The sequence below is a fragment of the Enteroscipio rubneri genome (assembly GCF_963929405.1).
GTDB classification, from domain to species: domain Bacteria; phylum Actinomycetota; class Coriobacteriia; order Coriobacteriales; family Eggerthellaceae; genus Enteroscipio; species Enteroscipio rubneri.
This window is the reverse complement of sequence record NZ_CAWVIN010000003.1, coordinates 141,296-161,763: the sequence shown is the minus strand read 5'-3', so window position 1 is coordinate 161,763 and position 20,468 is coordinate 141,296. Positions and strand designations below refer to the sequence as shown.

The 20,468-nt window shown below is 63.0% G+C and carries 19 protein-coding genes; 9 read left to right on the top strand and 10 right to left on the bottom strand.

What is annotated here, in order from left to right; translation table 11 throughout:
* The first annotated feature begins 121 nt into the window (after positions 1 to 121).
* On the top strand, positions 122 to 1,516 hold the full coding sequence (locus tag ABGT83_RS07955) for a response regulator transcription factor (protein ID WP_346686890.1): 1,395 nt from the start codon (positions 122 to 124) through the stop codon (positions 1,514 to 1,516).
* 96 nt (positions 1,517 to 1,612) lie between these two features.
* Here the strand turns inward: ABGT83_RS07955 and ABGT83_RS07950 are convergent, their stop codons facing one another.
* Entirely contained in the window at positions 1,613 to 3,259 is a 1,647-nt protein-coding gene (locus tag ABGT83_RS07950) for an FAD-dependent oxidoreductase (RefSeq protein WP_346686888.1), read from the bottom strand.
* Positions 3,260 to 3,743: 484 nt separating this feature from the next.
* Here ABGT83_RS07950 and ABGT83_RS07945 point away from each other — a divergent pair, with 484 nt between their 5' ends.
* The 4 genes from ABGT83_RS07945 (at position 3,744) to ABGT83_RS07930 (ending at position 7,047) form a co-directional block, all read left to right on the top strand.
* A complete protein-coding gene (locus ABGT83_RS07945; RefSeq protein ID WP_103265089.1) occupies positions 3,744 to 4,571 on the top strand; it encodes a transporter substrate-binding domain-containing protein in 828 nt (275 codons plus the stop codon).
* A gap of 204 nt (positions 4,572 to 4,775) precedes the next feature.
* Positions 4,776 to 5,429 carry an amino acid ABC transporter permease gene (locus ABGT83_RS07940; protein ID WP_346686886.1) on the top strand — a complete coding sequence of 218 codons (654 nt, stop codon included), beginning with the start codon at positions 4,776 to 4,778 and terminating at the stop codon, positions 5,427 to 5,429.
* 45 nt (positions 5,430 to 5,474) lie between these two features.
* Complete coding sequence (locus ABGT83_RS07935; protein WP_346686884.1) at positions 5,475 to 6,248, top strand: amino acid ABC transporter ATP-binding protein; 774 nt, start codon at positions 5,475 to 5,477, stop codon at positions 6,246 to 6,248.
* A gap of 4 nt (positions 6,249 to 6,252) precedes the next feature.
* On the top strand, positions 6,253 to 7,047 hold the full coding sequence (locus ABGT83_RS07930; protein WP_239926462.1) for a histidine phosphatase family protein: 795 nt from the start codon (positions 6,253 to 6,255) through the stop codon (positions 7,045 to 7,047).
* 38 nt (positions 7,048 to 7,085) lie between these two features.
* Here ABGT83_RS07930 and ABGT83_RS07925 read toward each other — a convergent pair whose 3' ends face one another.
* The 4 genes from ABGT83_RS07925 to ABGT83_RS07910 all read right to left on the bottom strand — a co-directional run bounded on the left by ABGT83_RS07925 (position 7,086) and on the right by ABGT83_RS07910 (position 11,188).
* Positions 7,086 to 8,075: an SDR family NAD(P)-dependent oxidoreductase gene (locus tag ABGT83_RS07925; protein ID WP_346686882.1), complete on the bottom strand. Its 990-nt coding sequence runs from the start codon at positions 8,073 to 8,075 to the stop codon at positions 7,086 to 7,088.
* 139 nt (positions 8,076 to 8,214) lie between these two features.
* Complete coding sequence (locus ABGT83_RS07920) at positions 8,215 to 9,555, bottom strand: MFS transporter (RefSeq protein WP_346686880.1); 1,341 nt, start codon at positions 9,553 to 9,555, stop codon at positions 8,215 to 8,217.
* A gap of 138 nt (positions 9,556 to 9,693) precedes the next feature.
* Complete coding sequence (locus ABGT83_RS07915; protein WP_346686878.1) at positions 9,694 to 10,509, bottom strand: MerR family transcriptional regulator; 816 nt, start codon at positions 10,507 to 10,509, stop codon at positions 9,694 to 9,696.
* A 13-nt stretch (positions 10,510 to 10,522) separates the two neighbouring features.
* Positions 10,523 to 11,188 (bottom strand): GNAT family N-acetyltransferase, encoded by a 666-nt coding sequence (locus ABGT83_RS07910; protein WP_346686876.1) that lies wholly within the window; start codon positions 11,186 to 11,188, stop codon positions 10,523 to 10,525.
* Positions 11,189 to 11,358: 170 nt separating this feature from the next.
* Here ABGT83_RS07910 and ptcA point away from each other — a divergent pair, with 170 nt between their 5' ends.
* The 4 genes from ptcA (at position 11,359) to ABGT83_RS07890 (ending at position 16,891) form a co-directional block, all read left to right on the top strand.
* Positions 11,359 to 12,390: a putrescine carbamoyltransferase gene (ptcA, locus tag ABGT83_RS07905; RefSeq protein WP_103265096.1), complete on the top strand. Its 1,032-nt coding sequence runs from the start codon at positions 11,359 to 11,361 to the stop codon at positions 12,388 to 12,390.
* Between the two features lie 200 nt (positions 12,391 to 12,590).
* On the top strand, positions 12,591 to 14,042 hold the full coding sequence (locus ABGT83_RS07900; RefSeq protein WP_103265097.1) for an APC family permease: 1,452 nt from the start codon (positions 12,591 to 12,593) through the stop codon (positions 14,040 to 14,042).
* A gap of 38 nt (positions 14,043 to 14,080) precedes the next feature.
* Complete coding sequence (aguA, locus tag ABGT83_RS07895) at positions 14,081 to 15,199, top strand: agmatine deiminase (RefSeq protein ID WP_346686873.1); 1,119 nt, start codon at positions 14,081 to 14,083, stop codon at positions 15,197 to 15,199.
* Positions 15,200 to 15,478: 279 nt separating this feature from the next.
* On the top strand, positions 15,479 to 16,891 hold the full coding sequence (locus ABGT83_RS07890) for a winged helix-turn-helix domain-containing protein (RefSeq protein ID WP_346686871.1): 1,413 nt from the start codon (positions 15,479 to 15,481) through the stop codon (positions 16,889 to 16,891).
* A gap of 116 nt (positions 16,892 to 17,007) precedes the next feature.
* Here the strand turns inward: ABGT83_RS07890 and ABGT83_RS07885 are convergent, their stop codons facing one another.
* The 5 genes from ABGT83_RS07885 to ABGT83_RS07865 all read right to left on the bottom strand — a co-directional run bounded on the left by ABGT83_RS07885 (position 17,008) and on the right by ABGT83_RS07865 (position 20,463).
* Complete coding sequence (locus ABGT83_RS07885) at positions 17,008 to 17,355, bottom strand: hypothetical protein (RefSeq protein WP_346686869.1); 348 nt, start codon at positions 17,353 to 17,355, stop codon at positions 17,008 to 17,010.
* A 9-nt stretch (positions 17,356 to 17,364) separates the two neighbouring features.
* Positions 17,365 to 18,144, bottom strand: a complete 780-nt coding sequence (locus tag ABGT83_RS07880) for an SDR family oxidoreductase (RefSeq protein ID WP_346686867.1) — start codon at positions 18,142 to 18,144, stop codon at positions 17,365 to 17,367.
* A gap of 138 nt (positions 18,145 to 18,282) precedes the next feature.
* Positions 18,283 to 18,951 carry a Gx transporter family protein gene (locus ABGT83_RS07875; protein ID WP_346686866.1) on the bottom strand — a complete coding sequence of 223 codons (669 nt, stop codon included), beginning with the start codon at positions 18,949 to 18,951 and terminating at the stop codon, positions 18,283 to 18,285.
* A complete protein-coding gene (locus ABGT83_RS07870; protein WP_346686865.1) occupies positions 18,920 to 19,351 on the bottom strand; it encodes a NusG domain II-containing protein in 432 nt (143 codons plus the stop codon). The genes ABGT83_RS07875 and ABGT83_RS07870 overlap by 32 nt, the downstream gene beginning before the upstream one ends.
* Positions 19,348 to 20,463, bottom strand: a complete 1,116-nt coding sequence (locus ABGT83_RS07865; RefSeq protein ID WP_346686863.1) for an FAD:protein FMN transferase — start codon at positions 20,461 to 20,463, stop codon at positions 19,348 to 19,350. The genes ABGT83_RS07870 and ABGT83_RS07865 overlap by 4 nt, the downstream gene beginning before the upstream one ends.
* Positions 20,464 to 20,468 lie beyond the last annotated feature (5 nt).

The window sequence follows — 20,468 nt, the reverse complement described above, 5'->3', positions numbered from 1 at the left end:
CCGCGCGCGCCCTTCGTTGTGTTCATGATGATCGAACGATGTGAAAGGCGTACAATGGCCGAGGGATGATGTGCGATCGCACACGCACGAGGCGGGGAGGCTTGTGGTGCAACGAGAGGACATGCTGCATACCGTGTTGTTCTGCCTGGGCCTCGGCGCTTCGAACGCCTGGTGGCTGTCCATGACGTCCAGCCCGCTTGTGTGGGCGTCGTCGCCGCTGGATTCGGGCGCGGCATCGCTTGTGGTGCATGTCGCATACCTTGCCGTGCAGGTGATCTGCGCCGTTGCGGCATCGCTTCGTCCGATGGGGTTCGCGTGTCACCGCACGTTCTTTCTGACGGCGGCATTGTGCACGGCCGGGACGGCCATGCTGACGGGCGCCGTGCTCCTTGGGCTGCCTCCCGCTTGCATCGTGCTCGGTCGTGCGGCGGCGGCGTGCGGCGGTGCTTTGCTGTTCCTCTGCTGGATGTCGAAGTTCACGGAGCTTGTCGGGCGCAAGGTGCCGGGCTCCGTCTTTTTGCTGGCCACCGTATGCGGCACAGTCATCTGGTTCGTCACGACGCGAATCGATGCGACGGTGGCCGTAGCAGCGCTCCTGGTGCTGCCGCTCGTGTCCGGTGCGGCTGTGGCGGGCTTTCCGACCTCCGCCTCCCGGTTGGTGTTTGAGGGCTGTGCTCCTGGGCGCGCTGCGAAGGCCCGGTTGCGTGCGCTGTTCCCTCTCGCGTTTGTGGTGGGTCTGTTCGTATACGAGCTGCCTGCAGGATTTGTCACGGGAGCGGCGAGTCGGGTTGCAGCCGAGGCATCTGGCACTGCGCTGTTCCAAATATACGGCATCTACACGGTGATCATCGCGCTTGTGGCGGCGGTGGACTATGCGCTGGCGCGCCATGAGCGCTATTCGAATCTGCTCTACCGGTTCGTTGTGCCCATCATATCGGTCGGCCTCATCGCGCTCGCGCTCGCGCGGTCGCAAGATCAGGTGCTTGCATCGGCGCTGGTGCTGGCCGGGACGATCCTTTTCGAGATGTTTATCTTGACGTCGTTGGCGCGCACTTGCCTTGCGGCTCGCCAAAGTCCTTGGCGCGTGTTCGGTTTCGGCGGAGCGGTCATGCAGGCTTCGCTGCTGCTCGCGTTCTTCCTGGGGCTGTTCTTGGCAAGCGGTGCCGGAACATGGCTGACCGTCATCTCGCTCGGTCTCGTATTCGCCTTCATTCTGGCGGGGTCGTTCGATATCCCGGGAAAGAGTTTGGCGGACGGCGCGATTCTGGCGCCTGCGCGTGCCGAGGAGGACGCACCGCCTGGGAGGTGCGAACGCTTCGCCTGCCGATACGGGCTTTCTGCGCGCGAGACGGAGGTCCTTGCGCTCATCGCGCGCGGTCGTAGCGTGCAGGCCGCTGCCGATGAGCTGTTCGTAGCGCACAGCACGGTGAAGACCCATATCGGCCACATCTACGAGAAGACGGGCGTTGGCAACCGTCAGGACCTGCTCAGGATGCTTGACGAGTTCGGCCGGTAGCGAGAGCGTCTGCCGCAATGGACGTGCCCCGGCGGAGGGAAGCCGGGGCACGGGATAGGCTGCGCGTCGGGAACGGTGGATGTGCTGCTCGCAGTGCTAGAAGCAGTGCGCGACGGCGTGCTTCACGGAGTAGCGTCCCGATTCAACGTTGGTGGCCATATGGCCACCCGAGGTGTTCAAGTTGTACAGGCCCAAATACACCATCTGTCCGTCGGCGCCGATAGCGTAGAGATTGGGAACGGGCTGCCTGCCTTCGCCGACGACCTGCCAGGAGCGGTTGGTGATGATGCCGCCCAGCGACAGCGCGATTTCCTGGTGGATCTTGAGGGCGTAGAGAGGGCCGGAGCCGAATGAGACGAGGTACGAAGGGTCCTTGCCGAACTCGTCGTCGAACTGCTTGGCGACGTACTCCTCATATGTGGCCAGTGTCTGTTCGAAATCGCCTGCCCAACCCACCTTCTTCGCCAGATCGGCGGCGTCGTCTCCCTTGAATACGGCCTTGGCCGATCCCTTGGCCAAGGCCGCCTCGATCTCCTTGCGCAAATCGGGGCTATTGCCGCTCGCTTCGGCTTCGTCCACCATCGCGTCGTTCAAGATGACGTAGACCTCGTTCTGGGCTCCTACGGCCGTGCCGGTGTAATCATGGCAGAGTTCTCCGCAGTCCTCGTTTGCAAAGCGGTCGCCGTCCTCGTTCACCCACATGCCCGGGTGGTATTGCGGCAGCGAGAACGTGGTCAAATCCTCAATCATGTTGCCAAACATATAGCCGCGCGCTTTGGCCTCCTGGCGGGCGCCGATGGCCGCCGCCATCTTCAGCGTATCGCCCATGCTGCCTGCTGCGCTCATGGAGGTGATGGCTTCGGGGTCGTAGCCGCCGTATTCGGCGAGCATGTCCATGTTGGCCGCCCAGCCACCGCCTGCGAGGATGACGACCTTCGCGTTCACCTCCAGCACGCCGTCCTTCGTCTCGGCATACACACCGGTCACTGCACCGTCCTCCGAGGTTTTGAGAGCCTTGGCGCGCGTCTTGGTTCGCGTCTCGACACCCAAGTTCTCGGCTGCAGCGAATAAGGGCTTCATCATGCACTCGCCGCCGCTGAAGAAGCTGTCCTCCCACATGAGGGCCGTGGGCGTCTTGCCCATGTTGCCGGCATAGTAGTCGGTGGTCGGCGCGAAGCGCACGCCGTTGTCCACCATCCAGGCGGTGTTGTCGGCCGAATGGGCAATGGTATCGGCCCAGAGCAGCGGGTTTACCATGTAATCGTACAGCTCAACTTCGCTGCGAATGATTTCGGAGGGGGTGACGGTCAGCCCGTACTTCGCGCAGCCTTCCTCCATTTGAGGCGAGCCGAAGCTGAAGCAGCAGTCGGTGTTCATGCCGTTTCCGCCGGGGTTCTCCTGCGACTCCAGCACGAGCACCTGCTTGCCATTCTGTGCGGCTTCGACGGCGGCCACCATGCCGGATGCGCCTGAGCCGATGATGCAGAAGTCGACATCGACCGTCTCGCTCGCGGATCCTGCGTACTCCTCGGCTCGGAAACCGGCCCACGGATCGTCGGCGGTAGGTGCAGGTTGCGAACTGGACGTGCCGGCGGACTCGCTCGCCTGGGGCGCGCATCCTGCCAATCCGAGGGCGCCGACGCCGATCGCGGCCGTCGCTCCGACGCCGAGGAAAGCGCGTCTTGAAAGGCTGCCCGATCCTGCCATTCCGTTCGTCTTGCTGGCGGCGCGTTCGTTCTTCATGATGTTCTCCTTATCCTCTCGTTCCTCTCCCATTGGCGCTGCTTGCCCGCCGTCTACGGCGGATGGGCCGTACCTCTTGCGGGCTTGAATGCAGGATGCGCTCATGCGGCCTGTGAAGCATCGGATGTTTCGGGCGCATCCGGTTGTGCCCCATCCTCCGAAAAGGGGGATTCCTGGTAGAGGCGCCGTACAGGCCATGCCTGCATCCCGAGAAGGGCGTGTATCGGACGCATCTCGCCCCGTTGTCGCGTTCCGTGCGAGGCATAGCCTCGTTCGTTGCTCCGCTCCGACTGTTCGTCATGCTTTTCGGTGTGCCGTCTGCCGCGCGTTCTGTCCGAAGGTTCGTTCGTCCCCCGAAGGTTCGTGCGCCTTGCGCCATCTGTGCTATACTCTCTGCTGCACTTTAGTGCAGTAAAGTAGAAAAGCGGATGTGCCGTTTACCGGGGTAGGGAGCGGCACCTTCGGAGAAGGATGGGAGAACCACATGAAGAAGAAGCTTTTGGCGCTCGTCGTCGCTCTGACGACGCTCGCGTTTTCGGCGGTGCTGCTGGCAGGATGCTCTGGCGGCAGCGAACAGGCCGCGGATTCGGGCAACGGGGCTGACGCTCAGGGCGACACGTTTACGCTCGGTTTCGATCAGGGCTATCCGCCCTACGGCTACGTGGGTGACGACGGCGAGTTTACCGGTTTCGACCTGGAGCTGGCCAAGGCTGTATGCGAGAAGAATGGCTGGGAGCTCAAGCTTGAGGCCATCGACTGGGATGCGAAGGATGCGCTCATCGACAGCGGCTCCATCGACTGCATCTGGAACGGCTTCACCATGGAGGGCCGCGAGGACAACTACACGTTCTCCGATCCGTACATGATGAACGAACAAGTGGTGGTCGTGAAGGCCGATAGCGGAATTGCCGCGCTGGATGGCCTGGCCGACAAGATCGTCATGACGCAGGTCGATTCCGCGGCGCTCGACGTGCTCGAGGGCGACCAGGCTGACCTTGCCTCCACGTTCAAGGAGCTTCAGACCATCGATACATACAACAGCGCGTTCATGCAGCTTGAGTCCGGCATGGTGGATGCTGTTGCGTGCGATCTGTCCATCGCCGCGTATCAGATGGCCGCGAAGCCCGATGCCTACGTGCAGCTCGACCCCCTGTCCACCGAGAACTACGCAGTAGGCTTCAAGAAGGGCAACACGGAGATGGCCCAGAAGGTGACCGACGCTCTCAAGCAGCTTGACGACGAGGGTTTCGTCAAGGAATTGTGCGACAAGTACGCCGACCAGGGCATCACCTACGACAACTGGGTGCTGTAACGCAGCTTGGTGTAATAATCAGCGAGAAGCGCTGAGGTGCGTCGAATTGCCGCGAACGTCCGATAGAGCACGCTCCATGCGCGCGGGGAGGACTTCGACCGGCAGGACGGCGTGCCTCGGCGCTTCGCGGTGTCAATCCGTTCCGCTGTCTCCCCAAGGGGACCTGCCTATCGGGCGGCGCGGCAGAACGGCGGAAGGGGCAACATGGAATTCGCGACCATGATCGAACTGCTGCTATCAGGACTGGTGTTCACCGCCCAGATATTCTTGACCACACTTGTGGGAGCCCTGCCGCTCGGGGTAGTAGTGGCGCTCGGCCGCATGAGCCGGTTCAAACCGCTTGCGCTCATCACGCGGTTCTACATCTCCATCATGCGCGGTACGCCTCTCATGTTGCAGCTCATGGCGCTCATGTTCGGACCGTACTATCTGCTCGGACTCAATATGGGCAACGACTGGAAGTACGTCGCATGCTCCGTTGGCTTCATCCTCAACTATGCGGCCTACTTCGGCGAGATCTATCGCAGCGGCATCCAGTCCATCCCGCGCGGGCAGTATGAGGCGGCGACGGTCTTGGGCTACTCCAAGGGCCAGACCTTCATGAAAATCGTCTTGCCGCAGGTGGTCAAGCGCATCCTTCCGGCAATGAGCAACGAGATCATCACGTTGGTCAAGGATACTTCGCTTGCATTCGTCCTCGGCATCATGGAGATGTTCAGCCAGGCGAAGGCGCTCGCCGCCTCTCAAGTGAGTATGGTGCCCTATGTGGTGGCCGGCGCAATATACTGGGTGTTCAACCTCGTCGTCGAGATGATCCTCACCCGCATCGAAAAGAAGCTCGACTACTACCACGACTGACGAAGCTCAAAGAGCCGCGAGGTTCTAGGGAACGAAGGAGTACCGATGACCGACAAACCAATCGTGTTGCTCGAACAGGCGAAGAAGAGCTTCGGAGACGCGATCGTGCTCAAGGACATCTCGCTTTCCGTGAGCAAGGGCGAGGTCGTGGGCATCATCGGTCCGTCGGGCGGAGGAAAATCCACGCTGCTGCGCTGCATGACACTGCTCGAGACGCTCGATTCCGGTCGCCTGGCTTACGGCGATCTCATCGTGGCCGAAAACGATGCCGCGGGGCGGGCGGCGTATGCATCGAAGGCGGTGCAGCGCGAAGCCAAGATGCGGTTTGGCTTGGTGTTCCAGAATTTCAACCTGTTTCCGCATTACACGGTGCTGAAGAACATCACGGATGCGCCCCTCCACGTGCAAAAGCGCCCGAAGGATGAGGTGTTCGAGCACGCGCGCGCCCTGCTGGGCAAGATGGGGCTCGCGGGCACGGAGGACAAGGTTCCCTGCGAGCTCTCGGGAGGCATGCAGCAGCGCGTGGCCATCGCCCGGGCGCTGTGCCTGAATCCCGAAGTCCTGTTCTTCGATGAGCCTACGAGTGCGCTCGACCCCGAGTTGACCAAGGATGTGCTCAATGTCATTCGCGACCTTGCTGCCGAGCATATGACGATGGTTATCGTCACGCACGAGATGAGCTTCGCGCGTGACGTGGCTGACCGCGTTATCTTCATGGATGGGGGTGTGATCGTGGAAGAGGGAACGGCTGCAGACCTGATCAACAACCCCCGGCATGAACGCACCCGGGCATTCTTGGCGAACTACGAAGGAGCGTAGCGCCGTGGACGTGACTTTTTTCGTCGTGCGGCACGGTCAGACCCTGTTCAATGTCATGGGCAAGGTGCAGGGCTGGTGCGATACGCCCCTGACCGAGGAGGGCGTGCGAGCTGCACGCTCGCTCGGTCGGGGGCTCGCCGGCGTCGATTTCGCCGCCGCGTATTCGAGCGACAGCGGACGCGCGGTGCAGACGCTTCACGAGGTGCTCGATTCGCGTGCGGCTGAACGCGCAAGGGCGCGCTTCGACGAGCGGGCGCAGGGCAAGGGCTCGCCTGCCAGCGTCGAAGCCGTGCAGAGCGCTGTATACGTGCCGGCTGGGCCGAACTCCCGCTCCGCGTGCGCTGAGGACGATGGCTTTTCCATCCCTGCTGCTCAGGATGCTCGCTTGCGCGAATGGTGCTATGGCGATCTGGAGGGAGAGCCGGGCGAGCAGCTTCACCGAGTATTCGCCCAGGGGTTTGGTCGCAAGCTGTCGTTTGCAGAGCTCAACAGCCGTCTGCCCGAAGTTGCCGATGTCATCGCCGCAGCCGATCGTTCCGGGCGCGCCGAGCGCTTTGCGGACATCGAGATCCGCCTCAAGCGGTTCTTCGAGGATGCGGGTCGAGCTGCGCTTGCGGCCGGCGGCGGCAATGTGCTCGTGGTCACCCATTCGTTCGTCGTGCGTACGCTTGTTTACCTGCTTGAACCTTCGCGCGTAAACGACCCGCTCAAGATACTCAACGCCAGCGTCACCCGACTCGCTTTCGACGGCGAGTGTTTTTCGCTTGGTGACGTTGGCTCGATGGAGTACGTGCGGTAAGCGCAGCGCATTCACGGTGCAGCCGCCGTTCGAGCGAGCTACCAGCCGAACCAGCCCCAATCGTCCGGGTCGATGGTCATGCGACGGGAGCTGTGGAAGCAAGCGGAACCGCCGTCGCGCTTTTTGCGGTCGTCCTTGCCGTGCGCGTGCTGGCGCTCCCCGTTCTTGTCGTCACCTGACGAGAGTGGTGCGCGATCGTCGGAGCAGGTTGAGCCATCGGAGCGGGGTTCGTCTTCCTCTTCGCGGAGCGGATGCTTGCGAGCTCCCATGAGCCATTCGCCTGCCATCAGTTGGAATCCCATCGGCATGAAGCGTGTCCCGAACGCGCCGATCTTGTTGTACCAGCCGGTGACCGCGCACAGCTCGCCGCGCATAAGGGCACGGTAGACGCGGATAGCCGTCTCATCGGCGTCCATGGAGAAGTACTTCCACGCCGGCGCGTCCTCAATGCCTGCGTTTCGTGGGAAATTCGTGCGTGTGGCGCCCGGGCATACGGTGGTCACCGTAACGCCGGTGCCGCGTAGCTCGCGTGCAAGCGCGGTGGAGAACGAGAGAACGAACACCTTTGCAGCGCCGTACAACGCGTTGTAGGGACAAGGCGTCTTCGCCATCATAGAGCTCATATTGAGGATGCGGCCGTGTCCGCGGTCGAGCATGGGGTGCAGGAACACGTTGGTGAGTTCAGCGAGGCTGGTCACGCTGACCTGGATCATGGAGCGAATGTCGGCGATGGGCAGCTCTGCGAAGCGGCCGGCGGGGGAATAGCCGGCATCGTTCACCAAGAACTCGATCTCGATGCCGGCCTTGCGCACGCGCTCGAAGATGGTGCGCGCGGCGTCGGGATTGGAGAGGTCGCAGGCGATGGGGGTGACCTCGATGTCCAGGCAACGCAGCTCGTCGGCTTGTTTTTCGAGCGCTTCCTTGTCGCGCGCTACGGTGACCAGGTTGTATCCGTCGCTGGCGAACAGCAGACAAAGCGATTCGCCGATGCCGCTCGTTGCGCCGGTGACCAATGCGGTTTGTGCCATGGAGGGCTCCTTTCATGTGCAGGGCGCGCTGCTTGGGCGCCCGGGCGTTTCCGCTTGGCATGATAGGAGCGCCGCCCGAACGCCTACGCGGCGCCCGGGCGGCCGTTGGAAAGGCGCAACGAGCGCGCTATCGTCGGGTTTACTCGGCCGGAGATTGAGCGGCCGCTCCAGAAGTCTCCCGCGCGGCCTCCCCTGCGCCGCTGGGCGAGCGGACGGCTTCGTCCAGGTTGCGCATGCTCTTCGCGCAAAGGGCGGCAACCGTCACCAGCATCCAGGCGCCCACCAATACAAGCGCGGCTATCGATGTACCGGCCGACTTTACCACGATGGAGGTGGCGAACACGGCGACGGGAGCGGCCACCAGCATGAGCGCATTCTGCGTGCCCAGCGCGCTGCCGCGATGCGCATTGGGAATGCGGTCGTAGGCGAAGAATCCCAGCAGTGCAGACGCCGGTCCGGCCGCCATCCCCAGGACGACTGCACCTGCGATAAGAGCGGGGAAGGCGGGCAGCATGCCCATAAGCGCAACGCTCGCCGCCATGCCCGCAAGCGAGATGAGATACCACGTGCGCTTGCGGGCGCGCGGGGCGAGCGCCGCGTAGCCGAGCGACCCTGCCAGCATGCCTGCCGCCATAGCCGACAGCACATAGCCGAGCAGTTCCGGATGCCCCGTCTCGGTGAAGTGCACCGGCAGCACGAGCCCCTGGAAGCTGCCCATGACCATGACGATGCCGAACGTGAGCAGGGTGGAGGCGCGAAGCACGGCGTCGTCTTTGAACAGCACACGGCATCCGTCCACGAGTGAAGCGCGGGCGGCGGCTGCGACGCGCTGGAGGGCTGTGCGGCGTTTCGCGGGCGCTGTTTCTGCATCGCATGCGCCATCTGCGGCTACGCGCGGGGGCACGGCGCCTACCGAGCGCGGGATGGTGACGGTGACGATGGCCGCCGCGCACGAGAGGGCCGCGGTCACCCACAGCGCGTTCACGTCGCCGCCGAAGCCGATGAGCAGCGCGGCCAGCGCGGGTCCCACGATGGTGACGATGCAGTCGAGGGACTGGGCCGCGCCCAGGAACTGCTGCAGGTTCACGCCGTCCCGTTCGCATACGGCGGGCAGCAGCGCATCGCGCGCCGTCATACCGGGGATGTCGCCGACGGCGCTCAGCAGGCCCAGCGCCACGAACCAGCCGAAGTTCAGCCCCCACACCATGTCCACTACGGGCAGAAGCGCGATGCCGAGTGCCGAGATGAAGTCCGACACGATGGAGATGGAGCGCCGGTTCAGCCGATCGAGCAGCGCGCCGCCCATGAGGCCCGCCAGCATCTGGGGCACCGCGCAGATGAGCACGAGCGTGCCGGCCGCCAGCGCGTCGCCCGTGCGCGCCAGCAGCACCAGCGGCAGTACGACGCCCGCGACGGAGTTGCCCAACAGCGAGAGCGCGTTGGAGGTGAGAAACCGGATGGTGGTGCTTTTGCCGTGCATGGGGGTCCTTTCGGTCGCGGTGGGCGCGGAGCGGCCGTCTCGTGCGTGCCGTCTCGGCGGCTTCGTGCAGGCACCAGTAAAAACCCTGACGTAACGTCGGGGTCAAGCGGAGCGTGGCGAAGTTGTGAAGGAGAGGGGCTAGGCGTCGGAAGCGGCGTCTTGACGGGCGAAAATGCGTGCCTTTATTTCCTCCTCCAGCCGATCCTCGGCGTAGAGCTGCGCGGGGTTCAGTCCCCTGCGCATGAGCTCGTCGACGAAACGCTCCATTTCGGCGTCTTCCGGGTTCGTTATGTCTTCCCAATTGGCGGAATTGAAGCAGTCGATAAGGGGGTCGATCGTCTCGAGCGCTTCCTCGATGAGCCGTTCGAGCTTCTCGCGCGGCGTGTCTGCGGGCAGTTCGTCGAAGCGCTCGTTCAACGACTTTATCTGATCAAACAGTCCGAGTCGGTGGACTCTCTCCATGACGCGTTCGAGCTCGGCGGTGTCTGACTCGGTGTAGAGGTGTGCGGCGATCAGCAGGGCCTCGCGCTCGCCGCTGGAGATGGCGCCTTCTTTGTAATCGATGAGCGCACGCACCGCCCGCGCGAAGCGCACGGGCAGGTCGGGGTCGAGCTGCTCCTGCTTCAGCTGGGCAATGGTGCGGCGCTGCCCCTCAAGGTGCTCGATCTGCAGCTTCAGCTCGCGGTCGAGTTCGTCGAGGGCCTCCGAGGCGCCCACACCCGCCGCATCGGCCGGGTTCGCATCCATATCGTCCATCACGCGCCCGATACGCTCGAGCGAGAATCCCAGCGACGCGAGTCGCCTGATGCGCAGCACGCGCGCAAGGTCCTCCGCGCCGTAGTCGCGGTAGCCGTTCGCGCCGCGCGGCGGCTCGGGAAGAAGCCCGATGGCGTGGTAGTGGCGCAGCGTGCGTACCGTGCACCCGGTCAATTCCGCCAATTCGCTCGACTTCATGGGCTCTCCTAGGCTAGCGCGGCGCGCGCACCATGAGGCGCTCCACGATGTCGAAGCCGGGGGCGCCGCGCCGCTCCACCGTCTGGAAGCCGAAATGGCCGTACAGCTGTTCCAAGCGGTCGGTGTAGCAGTCGAGATAGCTTTTTAGCCCGTGCTCATCGGCGTAGGCGAGAAACGGTGTGAACAGGCGGCGGAACGCGCCCGTGCCGCGCTTCTCGGGGTCGACGCCCACGGAGATGAAGTAGATGAAGTCCTCGTCATCGCGGGCTCGCTCAAGTGGCCAGCAGGTGTCGGAAAGGGGTCCCATCGCCTCGGCGCGTGGCCCCAGCGCCTCGGCCTCCTGGGCGGTGAGCGCTGCAGCCAGAAGCGCGCCCGACCGCTCCTCAAGTTCGGGCCAGATGACGCCTTCCAGCTCGCTGCGCAGGTAGGCGTTCGCTGCTCCCGCGCGGTCGGGGAGCGTGTACACGCACTGGAACGGCGCCGTGACGGCGTAGTCCGCGTATATGGCTGCGCGCGTGATCTCGAGCTTGCGGGACTCGTCCGCTCCGAGTGAATCGATCGCCTCCAACCAGGTGGCGTACCACATCTCTTCACGGAAGCACGCGCCCACCATGTGCGCTAGGCCGTCGAGTTCTTCGATGGGATCGGGCGGGACGGTGATGAGGCCAGGCAGGTCCATGACGGCTCCTTCATCGATTTGGTTTCGGTTCGCTCTCGATTCTCGCACGACTTCTCGTCACTGTCGAGCGTCTCCTCCTCGAGCCCCGATACTTGCATCTAAGGCGCGTCCGTACTGCAATCCGGTCGCGCCGGTTCCCTTGTCCCCACTTCTAAAGGAGGCCCATCGCGATGACCGTCAAGGATTTTCTCGATACCAATGATTTCACGAAGGACCAGCTGCTCGACATGATCGAGCTGTCGCGCGTGCTCAAGCGCTGCGTGAAGGCCGGCTACTTCCCCGAGCTGTTGAAGCACAAGACGCTCGGCATGATCTTCCAGCAGGTTTCCACCCGCACGCGCCTGTCGTTTGAGGGCGCCATGGCCGACCTCGGCGGCACGGGCCAGTTCTACGCGCCCGGCACCATCCAGCTGGGCGGGCATGAGACCATCGAGGACTCGGCGCGCGTCATGAGCCGCCTGCTCGACATCCTCGAAGCGCGCGTCGACCGCCACGAAGACCTCGTGGAGTTGGCGAAGTACGCCACGATCCCTGTGATCAACGGCATGTCCGACTACAACCATCCCACCCAGGAGATGGGCGACCTTCTCACCATGATCGAGCACCTGCCCGAGGGCAAGCGCATCGAGAACTGCAAGATGGTGTTCGTGGGCGACGCCACCCAGGTGTGCGTGTCCGAGATGTTCATCTGCTCGAAGATGGGCATGGACTTCGTGCAGTACGGCCCCGAGGGCCATCAGATCCGCGAGGATCTGCTGGAGATCGGCCGCAAGAACTGCGAGGTGTCGGGCGGCAGCGTGAGCGTCACCGACAACCGCGAGGAAGCGATGAAGGACGCCGACTTCGTGTACACCGACGTGTGGTACGGCCTGTACGACAAGGAGCTGTCGAAGGACGAGCGGATGGCCATCTTCTACCCGACGTACCAGGTCACCGAGGAGCTCATGGCGATGGCCGCCCCGGACGCCAAATTCATGCACTGCCTGCCCGCCTCGCGCGGCGAGGAGGTCACCGACGCGGTCATTGACGGTGCGCAGTCCATCTGCTGGGACGAAGCCGAGAACCGCAAGCACTCCATCCGCGGCTTGCTGGCGTACTTCTGCAAGCAGGCCGAAACCGAGGAGCCCGAAGCCGGCGAGGCGCACGACCAGCTGAACTATCTGCTGGAAGGCCTCGGCAAGCAGGGGGTTCCGACGGCCTAGCGGCCATCGGAACGAGTCGATGTGCTGCGCCGCGAAGCAAGTCCCCGAAGGGGACGGGCGGCCGTGGCGCTCAATCTTCGAGCGATGCCGCGAACTCGCGTACCGAAGTACGCGTCGCCCTCGCCATCCCACGAATCTCAAGCACCACGGCTGCCCTCGCTGACTGACTACGCCAACCTGTGCGTGAAAGAAGGAAACCTATGGCAAAGAATAAGAAATTCCGGTTGATCGACGCGATACTGTCGGTCATAACCGTCGTGTTCGTGGCCGAGGCGGCGGCTCCTGCGGCCGCCATCGGCAACTCGCAGTTCTTCTGGTGGATCTTCCTCATCATCGCCTTTTTGTTGCCGTATGGACTCGTGGTGAGCGAGTTGGGCACCGCCTACGACGACGAAGGCGGTCTGTACGATTGGGTGCGCCGCGCGTTCGGTGATACGTGGGGTAGCCGCGTGAGCTGGTACTACTGGATAAACTTCCCACTGTGGATGGCTTCGCTCGCATTTCTGTTCCCCGAGACCATTGCGCTTATCACAGGGTTCGAGCTGGGGCTTCTGCCTTCGCTCGTCATAGAGCTCGCGTTCATCTGGATCGTCGTATTCCTCAGCTTCTCGAAGGTATCCGACTCAACCTGGATCCTCAACCTGGCTGCTGTGCTCAAGGTGGGTATCGCCGTGGTGGTGGGCGGCTTGGGCATCTGGTACGCCGTGAATTACGGGTTCGCAAATGACATGGCCCCTCAGACGTTCCTGCCCTCGCTCGACTCGAACAGTCTGACCTATCTTTCCATCATCTTGTTCAACTTCATGGGCTTCGAGGTTATCACCACCTACGTGGGATCGATGGAGAATCCGAGCAAGCAGATTCCCAAAGCCATCATTGCGGGTGGTATCGCCATCGCGGCGCTCTACCTGTTCAGCTCGTTTGGCATCAGCGCCGCCATCCCCGCCTCCGACATCTCGCTCGATTCGGGCATCATGGATGCGGTGGGGATCATGGCAGGCTTCGGCAGCGTGCTGTTCGTCGTGGTGGCCGTGGTATTCCTCATCACGCTGTTCGGTAATATGGTCAGCTGGTCGTTCGGCGTGAACTTCGTCGCCGAGCACGCTGCTAAGAAGAAGAACATGCCGAAGCCCTTCGCCCACGAGAGCGCTCAGAATGGTATGCCCACCGGCGCCGCCATCATCAACGGCATCGTTGCGAGCGTGCTCGTGCTGCTCTCGCCGCTCATGGAGCTTGCAGGTTTCGACAGCTTCTTCTGGATATTCTTCTCCATGAACATCGTGTTTCTGCTTATCAGCTACATCCCCATGTTCCCCGCGTTCCTCAAGTTGCGCAAGGTGGACGCTGCTCGCCCGCGGGTGTTCCGCGTGCCCGGCGGCAAAGGCCTGTTGGCAGTGGTATGCTGGCTCCCCGTGGTGCTGCTCGTCCTGTCCATCATCGCCACCATCGTGCCGCTGAACGGCTCCGAAGAGGAGCTGTCGAAGATACCGATGCTTATCGGCGTAATCGCGTTCGTCGTCATCGGCGAGATTGTGCGCGTGCTCTCGGCGCGCGGCCGAAAGGTCGACTATCTCGGTATGGAAGCGAGCGGCGACCCGGAGACGTTCGATGCCGCTGTTGCGGAAAAGATCAACCCCGTCGATCGTCGCTGACCCAAGCAACTCTGTTCTTTATCGTCGAAAGGAAACGTATGAAAACTATATACGAGAACGAATCCACTCCTCGGAAAGACGGCTACCGCATGCCGGGCGAGTTCGAGCCGCAGAAGCGCATCTGGATGCTGTGGCCGCATCGCCCCGACAACTGGCGCGACGGCGCCAAACCCGCTCAGAAAGCCTACGCCAACGTAGCGCGCGCCATCGCCCGGTTCGAGCCCGTTATCATCGGCGCGAAGCCCGAGGACTATGAGGCCGCGCGCTTCGAGATGTCTGAGGACGAGAACGTGCTGGTCATCGAGATGGAGTCAGACGACGCATGGATCCGCGACTGCGGTCCCACGTTCGTGGTGAACGACGAGGGCGGCGTTCGCGCCGTGCATTGGCACTTCAACGCTTGGGGTGGGCTCTACGACGGCCTGTACTTCCCCTGGGATCAGGATGCGCTCATCGGCATGAAGGTGGCCGACCTCGCCCACGCCGACCGTTACCGCCCCGACCAGTTCGTGCTGGAAGGCGGCTCCATCCATGTGGACGGCGAGGGCACCGTCATCACGACCGAGATGTGCCTGCTGTCGCCCGGCCGCAACCCGGAGCTCTCGAAGGAGGACATCGAGGGCTATCTCGCGGAGTACCTGAACGTGGAGAAGGTCATCTGGATCAAAGACGGCATCGACCCCGACGAGACGAACGGCCACATCGACGACGTGGCCTGCTTCGTGCGTCCCGGCGAGGCGGCCTGCATCTGGACCGACGACGAGGAGAGTCCCTTCTACGAGGCCGCCCACGCTGCCTATGAGACGTTGTCGCAGGCCACCGATGCGAAGGGGCGCCAGCTGAAGGTGCACAAGCTGGTCATGCCCAAGGAGCTCACCTACATGACGCAGGAGGAGGTAGACGCCGTCGACGTGGTGGAGGGTACGCTTCCCCGCACCACCGAGGACTACGCCATCGCCTCCTACATGAACTTTCTCATCGTCAACGGCGGCGTCATTGTGCCGCAGTACGACGACGAGTACGACGAGCTGGCCCTCGACCAGGTACGCGAGATGTTCCCCGACCGGGAAGTCGTGGGCGTGTCCACCCGGGAAGTAGCCTACGGCGGCGGCAACATCCATTGCATCACCCAGCAAGAGCCTCGGGCCAACGCGTAGGCTCGCCCGTTTCAGGGCCGGATCGACAATGCTTGTGAGGTGTTGGCGATTCGGCCCTTTGCCGCGTCTGCGAGCGTTCAAGCGTTTTGAAGGGGCGACGAATCAAGGCGCGATGGCTGTTCGGGAAGGCGATGGCGAGCGAGCGCTTCGGCACGTTTGCGCTGCGAACAGCTTTTTATTATCGATAACGTCATGTGATCATCGATCGCTTTGCTAGAATGAGAAGGCAAAGGGGTTTCCGAGGCAAGGGGTATGCTCTTGCGGCAGGAAGGATGGCGCATGGGGGATTCGAAGGGGGTGTCGCGGGAGGATATCCCCGGCATCGAGGACATCAAACCTGTGGCTTTGCAGGTTTTGGAAAGCGGGAGATCGCGATCGCTCGCTTCGTTTGAAAGCGAAACGGCGAAACGTCTGGGACTCACATCGGCGCAGCGAGCCTTCTGCGTCACCGGCAGTTCATCGGCCCTGTTCTCCAATCGTTTTGAGAAGGCTCGTTTGGAACTCCATCGTGATGGCATGATCGAGTATCCGGCACGAGGCAAAGTACGCCTTGGCGACAGGGGACAAGCCAGCGCAAAGAGCGAGCTGGAAACTGAGCCCGATCAAGCTCCGGAGGCTGGAATGCGCGTGCCCGAAGGGGGTGCTGCAGCCGAACCCTCCGACGAATCGCCGGCCATGCGGGACAAGCCCGATGCGGGAGCGACAAGCCAGCAGGCGACCGGGGAATGTGGTTCGGGTTCGTACGAGGGCGGCATCACCTCGCTCCCTTCCATAGAACGATCCGAGCCGAAAACCGGTTCGATCATCGCGCTCGTGCTTGCTGCAGTCGGTCTTGCCCTGAGCTTCACCGGCGTGCTTTCTCTTGTCGGCGCGCTCTGCGGTGCCGTATCGCTGGGGTTCTTCGTTCATGACCGGCGCAAGAAACCCTCTTCTTCCGGTCTGACTGCGCCAAAGGCGACGCTTGCGCTCGGGATATGTTCTGTCGTGCTCGGAGTCATGGTCGCGTTGGGAGGAGCTGCTTCGGGAGGTGTTCACAACGAGGCTCAGCAGCCTTCCAGTTCGTCCGTTCAACAGGAACCGAAAACGGTTGAAGCACCCGAGGAGCATGAACTCGATTTTGTCGTGCAGAGCGATGAAGAGCTTGCGCCCGCTTCGGTCACGGTGATCGTGAGTGGAACGCAAACGGATGGCGTAAAAGTGAGCGAGCGACATGAAGCGGCGGTTGGCAAAACCTATACGCTCGCTTGTTCGCCAGGACGGTACTCGTTCGAGATCGATGCATCGTCGCTTGCAGTCGGCGAAGTGCTGCTGAAGGCGGATCGAGTCGAGTGCTCGTTCGATGGCTTGAAGGATCGTACGGTCAGCATCAAGATAGTGCAGGATGCCGAGGCGATGCAGGCTCGGGCGGCGCAAGAAGAGGCCGAACGCCAAAAGGCCGAGGAAGAGGCTGCTGCAGCCGCTGCGGCAGCAACGGCGGAGCAGGAGGCCGCCGCTGCTGCAGAGCGCGAGGCAGCTGCTGCCGCAGCGGCCTCGGCTGCGGACGACCGTGGCGGCGACACCGTGTATCTGACGAAAACGGGTGAAAAATACCATCGCGACGGATGTTCGTCGCTGCGGAAGAGCAAAATTCCGACAACGCGCTCGGAAGCCGAAGCCCGCGGATACGAACCCTGCAAGAATTGCAGGCCGTAGAGCGTCCTGACGGAAAACGGAGAGGCGGTCGCCCGCACAAACGGGCGGCCGCCTCGGGCCGGGGTCGCCGCATCGTTGGAGACGGGTGCGATGCGGCTGGGAGTGGCGGCGCCAGCTTATGCCGGACGGATCACCAGCTCCTGGATAAGGCTGTTGTCGAGTGTGCATACGCCGTCGTTACAGTTCTCGATCTGAGCGAGGGCGTGGATGATGGTGCCGTTGTAATCGGCGTAGAAGTTCACGGTGCGCTCATCCACCACGTGCGGATCAAGCATGCCGAAGCCGCCGAACATGAACTTGTTGTGGTAGGACATTTCGATGGCGTTGCGCCCGTACAGGAAGGCGTTTTGCCGGCCGGCGACGGAAGGACAGTAGTCGAATAGGCGGCAATCCTCTTCGAAGCATGCTGCGAGCGCCTCGTGGTCTTTGTTCTGCATCGCCGTAACCAAATCGTTGATGACCATGGTCGCCTCCTAGTAGACTTTCTCGGAATTCAACAGGGCATCGGTGCCACCGTCCACGAACAGGACCACCCCGTTCAGGCCGCAAGCCTCGGGCGAGGCGACGAACGCCATGGCATTGGCGATCTCGGTGGGCTCCATGAGCGGCTCCTCGCCGAAATGGGTGGGCACGGGAATGGCCTCCATGGCCGCACGCTGCTGGGGCAGCATGTTGGCCGTCATGGCGGTGCGCACATTTCCAGGCGCAATGGCGTTCAGACGCACGCCACGCGAACCCCAGTCAGGGCTCATGCGGCGCACCCAACGGGCGAGCGCATACTTCGTCGAAGCGTAGTAGATATGCCCGACGGCGGGATCGACGTCCTTGACCAGCTCGATGATACGATCCTCGTCGGGGTGGTTGTTGAGCATGCCTGCTACGTCCATGCGCGCCGCTCCCTGGGCGATGGAGTTCGAGGAGGTCACCACGCAGCTGCCCCCCTTCTTTTCAAGAAGATCGAACACGCCGTGCGCCATTTCGGTCGACCCGAAGTAATTGAGCGAGATAATGAGGGATATGGGAACCTTGCCTCCCGAGACGCCTGCGTTGCAGATCATGGCATCGATGCCGTCGGGATAGCGCTCGTGCAGCTCTGCGATGGCGCCTGCGCGCCCCTCCTTCGTGGCGAGGTTCGCATCGATGTCGCCGTTTTTGAGGTCGATGTTGACCACCTCGTGGCCTCGGCCGCGCAGAATCTCGGCAGTCTTCGCTCCGATGCCGCTCGTAGCTCCGGTGATGACGTAAATACCCATTAGCCTTCCCTTCTGCAGAGTGCGCTACGATTGACGCAAAGCGCGCTTCCTACCCGAGATTGGTGTTCGGTACGCACATCATCATAGCAACCCGACATCGTGGATTCAGAGGTGCTTAGGTCAGCGGTAGGTGAGGTGTTACGCGTGGTGGGGGCGCTCGGCAGACGGTGTCGAACGGTCGGGATGCGGTGCACAGGCCCCTGCTCCATGTTGCTCGGAGGCGGTGCCGCCTGGCGACGACTCTGCGTTCGGGCAATCGATCCGATTCGTTGCGGACGCCAGTAGGTGCGGCAGGCGTTCCAGCACTGTTGCAGCCAATGTGCCGGTCGCATATCCTGTCGCTGTTCCAACGACGAGCAGTATGGGCAGATGGAGCGCGATTTGAGGTGTTGCGGTGAGGATCGCTGCCATGGCTATCTGTCCGCAGTTGTGCGCGACGGCGGCCGCCATGCAGCATAGGCGCACCTTCCCGCGCGCGTTCAGATGGACGAAGGCTAGGGTGACAGCGAGCGCACAGACTCCACCGACCAGGCTGAATGGGAGGGCGGCCAGCTGACCGGCGAGCACGGCGCAGAGCAGGATGCGGACGGCCAGCACGACCGTCGCTTCTGCCGGACCAAGCCAAAACGCGGCAATCACGGTGACGGTATTGGCAAGCCCTAGTTTCATCCCGGGGATGGGGGCAGGCATCGGCACGAGAGCTTCTGCGGCGGCGACGGCCACGGCGAGTGCGGCGAGCAGCGCGCAGCGGCACACTCGGCGGGTGGCATTGGGATCACGCTGCGCCAACGACTGCGTCCGGGCCATTGGGCGTCCCCTCTCCTTCGCGTTCGATAATGATCGTCAGACCATGGGGCACGCAGGCTATGATCTGTCCCGGCCGCTCGATCCAGCCCGTGCGCACGCATGTCCTGTCGGGACAATCGGCATCCGCCACGCGGATGCGGCCGCCGTCGAGCTCGATGAGGTTGCTGTCGCGGTCGTCCTCGAAAAGGAGAGTATCGAATTCGTCTGTGTTGCTGAGATCGATGGTCTGCACGACTGCGCCGTCGCGGGACACGATGGCCTTCGTGCGTTCGCCAAGGGTTCCCGCTGTTGCGCTGCCGCCTACGGCGAAGCAGGCGGCCAAGAGGACTGCGACGGCAAACACGATGCCCGCGAACACGATCTCGGCACGTTGGGCCGTGAGCCGCTGCGGCGCGCTCATCGCGGTACCGTCTCCACGCGGCCGTCGTAGGCGGCAGAGGGCGCGAAGGATGTGGAAAGCCCTTCCGTCACGAGCACCGATCCGTCGCATGCGATGAACACCGCTTCGAATGCCAATGCCTCGTCATTCTGTGTCGCGCGCCATAGGTCGACGGCGCGATCGACTCCGAGCACGAATAAAGCCGTCGACAGCGCATCGGCTCGCGCGCCGCTTGTTGCGACGACGCTGACGGAAGACAGTCCGCTTTCAGCTGGATAGCCCGTTTCGGGGTCGATGAGATGATGGCGTCGGATGCCTTCGCTGTCGACGAAGTATCGCTGGTAGTCTCCCGAGGTGGACACGGTCGCCTCGGAGAGCTGGAGCGTGCCGGCGAGCGCTTCGGGATTGTGCGGGTCTGCGATGCCGACGGTCCATGGCGTCTCGTCGGGTTTCGATCCAAGCACGGTCACGTTCCCGCCGAGGTCGACGAGCGCGCCTGCTGCATCGTGATCGCGGAGCTCAGCGGTGATTCGGTCGGCAGCGTAGCCTTTTGCGATCCCCCCGAGGTCGAGCTGGGCTTCGTTATCGAGCGTGACTGCGCCGCTTGCAGCGTCGACGTCCACGGAGCGAAAGCCGACGCGGGTGAGCGCCGTCTCGATCTCGGCATCCGAGGGTGTCCGGTAGTTGCCGCTCGTGAAACCCCAGGCGCTCGTAAGCGGGTAGATGGTGGGATCGAAGGCCCCGCCGGTCGCTTCCGCCATGCCGAGCGCTTCCTCGATAAGCTTTTCTACGTCGTCGGGCGCGGGCAGGGGTTCGTCGGCGTCGTTCAAACGCGCAATCCAACTGCCATCCTCAGTGGGCGAAAGCGCCTCGTCCAGCCCTCGTACGATTTCAGTGCAGCTCGAAAGGGCTTCATCCGCCTCGTTGCGATCGTGTGCGTGCACGGTAACGGTCATTGCGGTGTCCATGGCCGTAAACGACGCGGTTGCCGTCGCCGTGTCGTCGTTTTTTGCAGCGCAGGAGGAAAGCGAGAACGCGGCCAGTATGGCGAGCGCGATGGCGCCCCGCAGCATGGGGAGGCGCGGACCCGTGTTCCGGTGCCGGTTGAGGCGCGGAACTCGTTCGATGCTCACGGGCA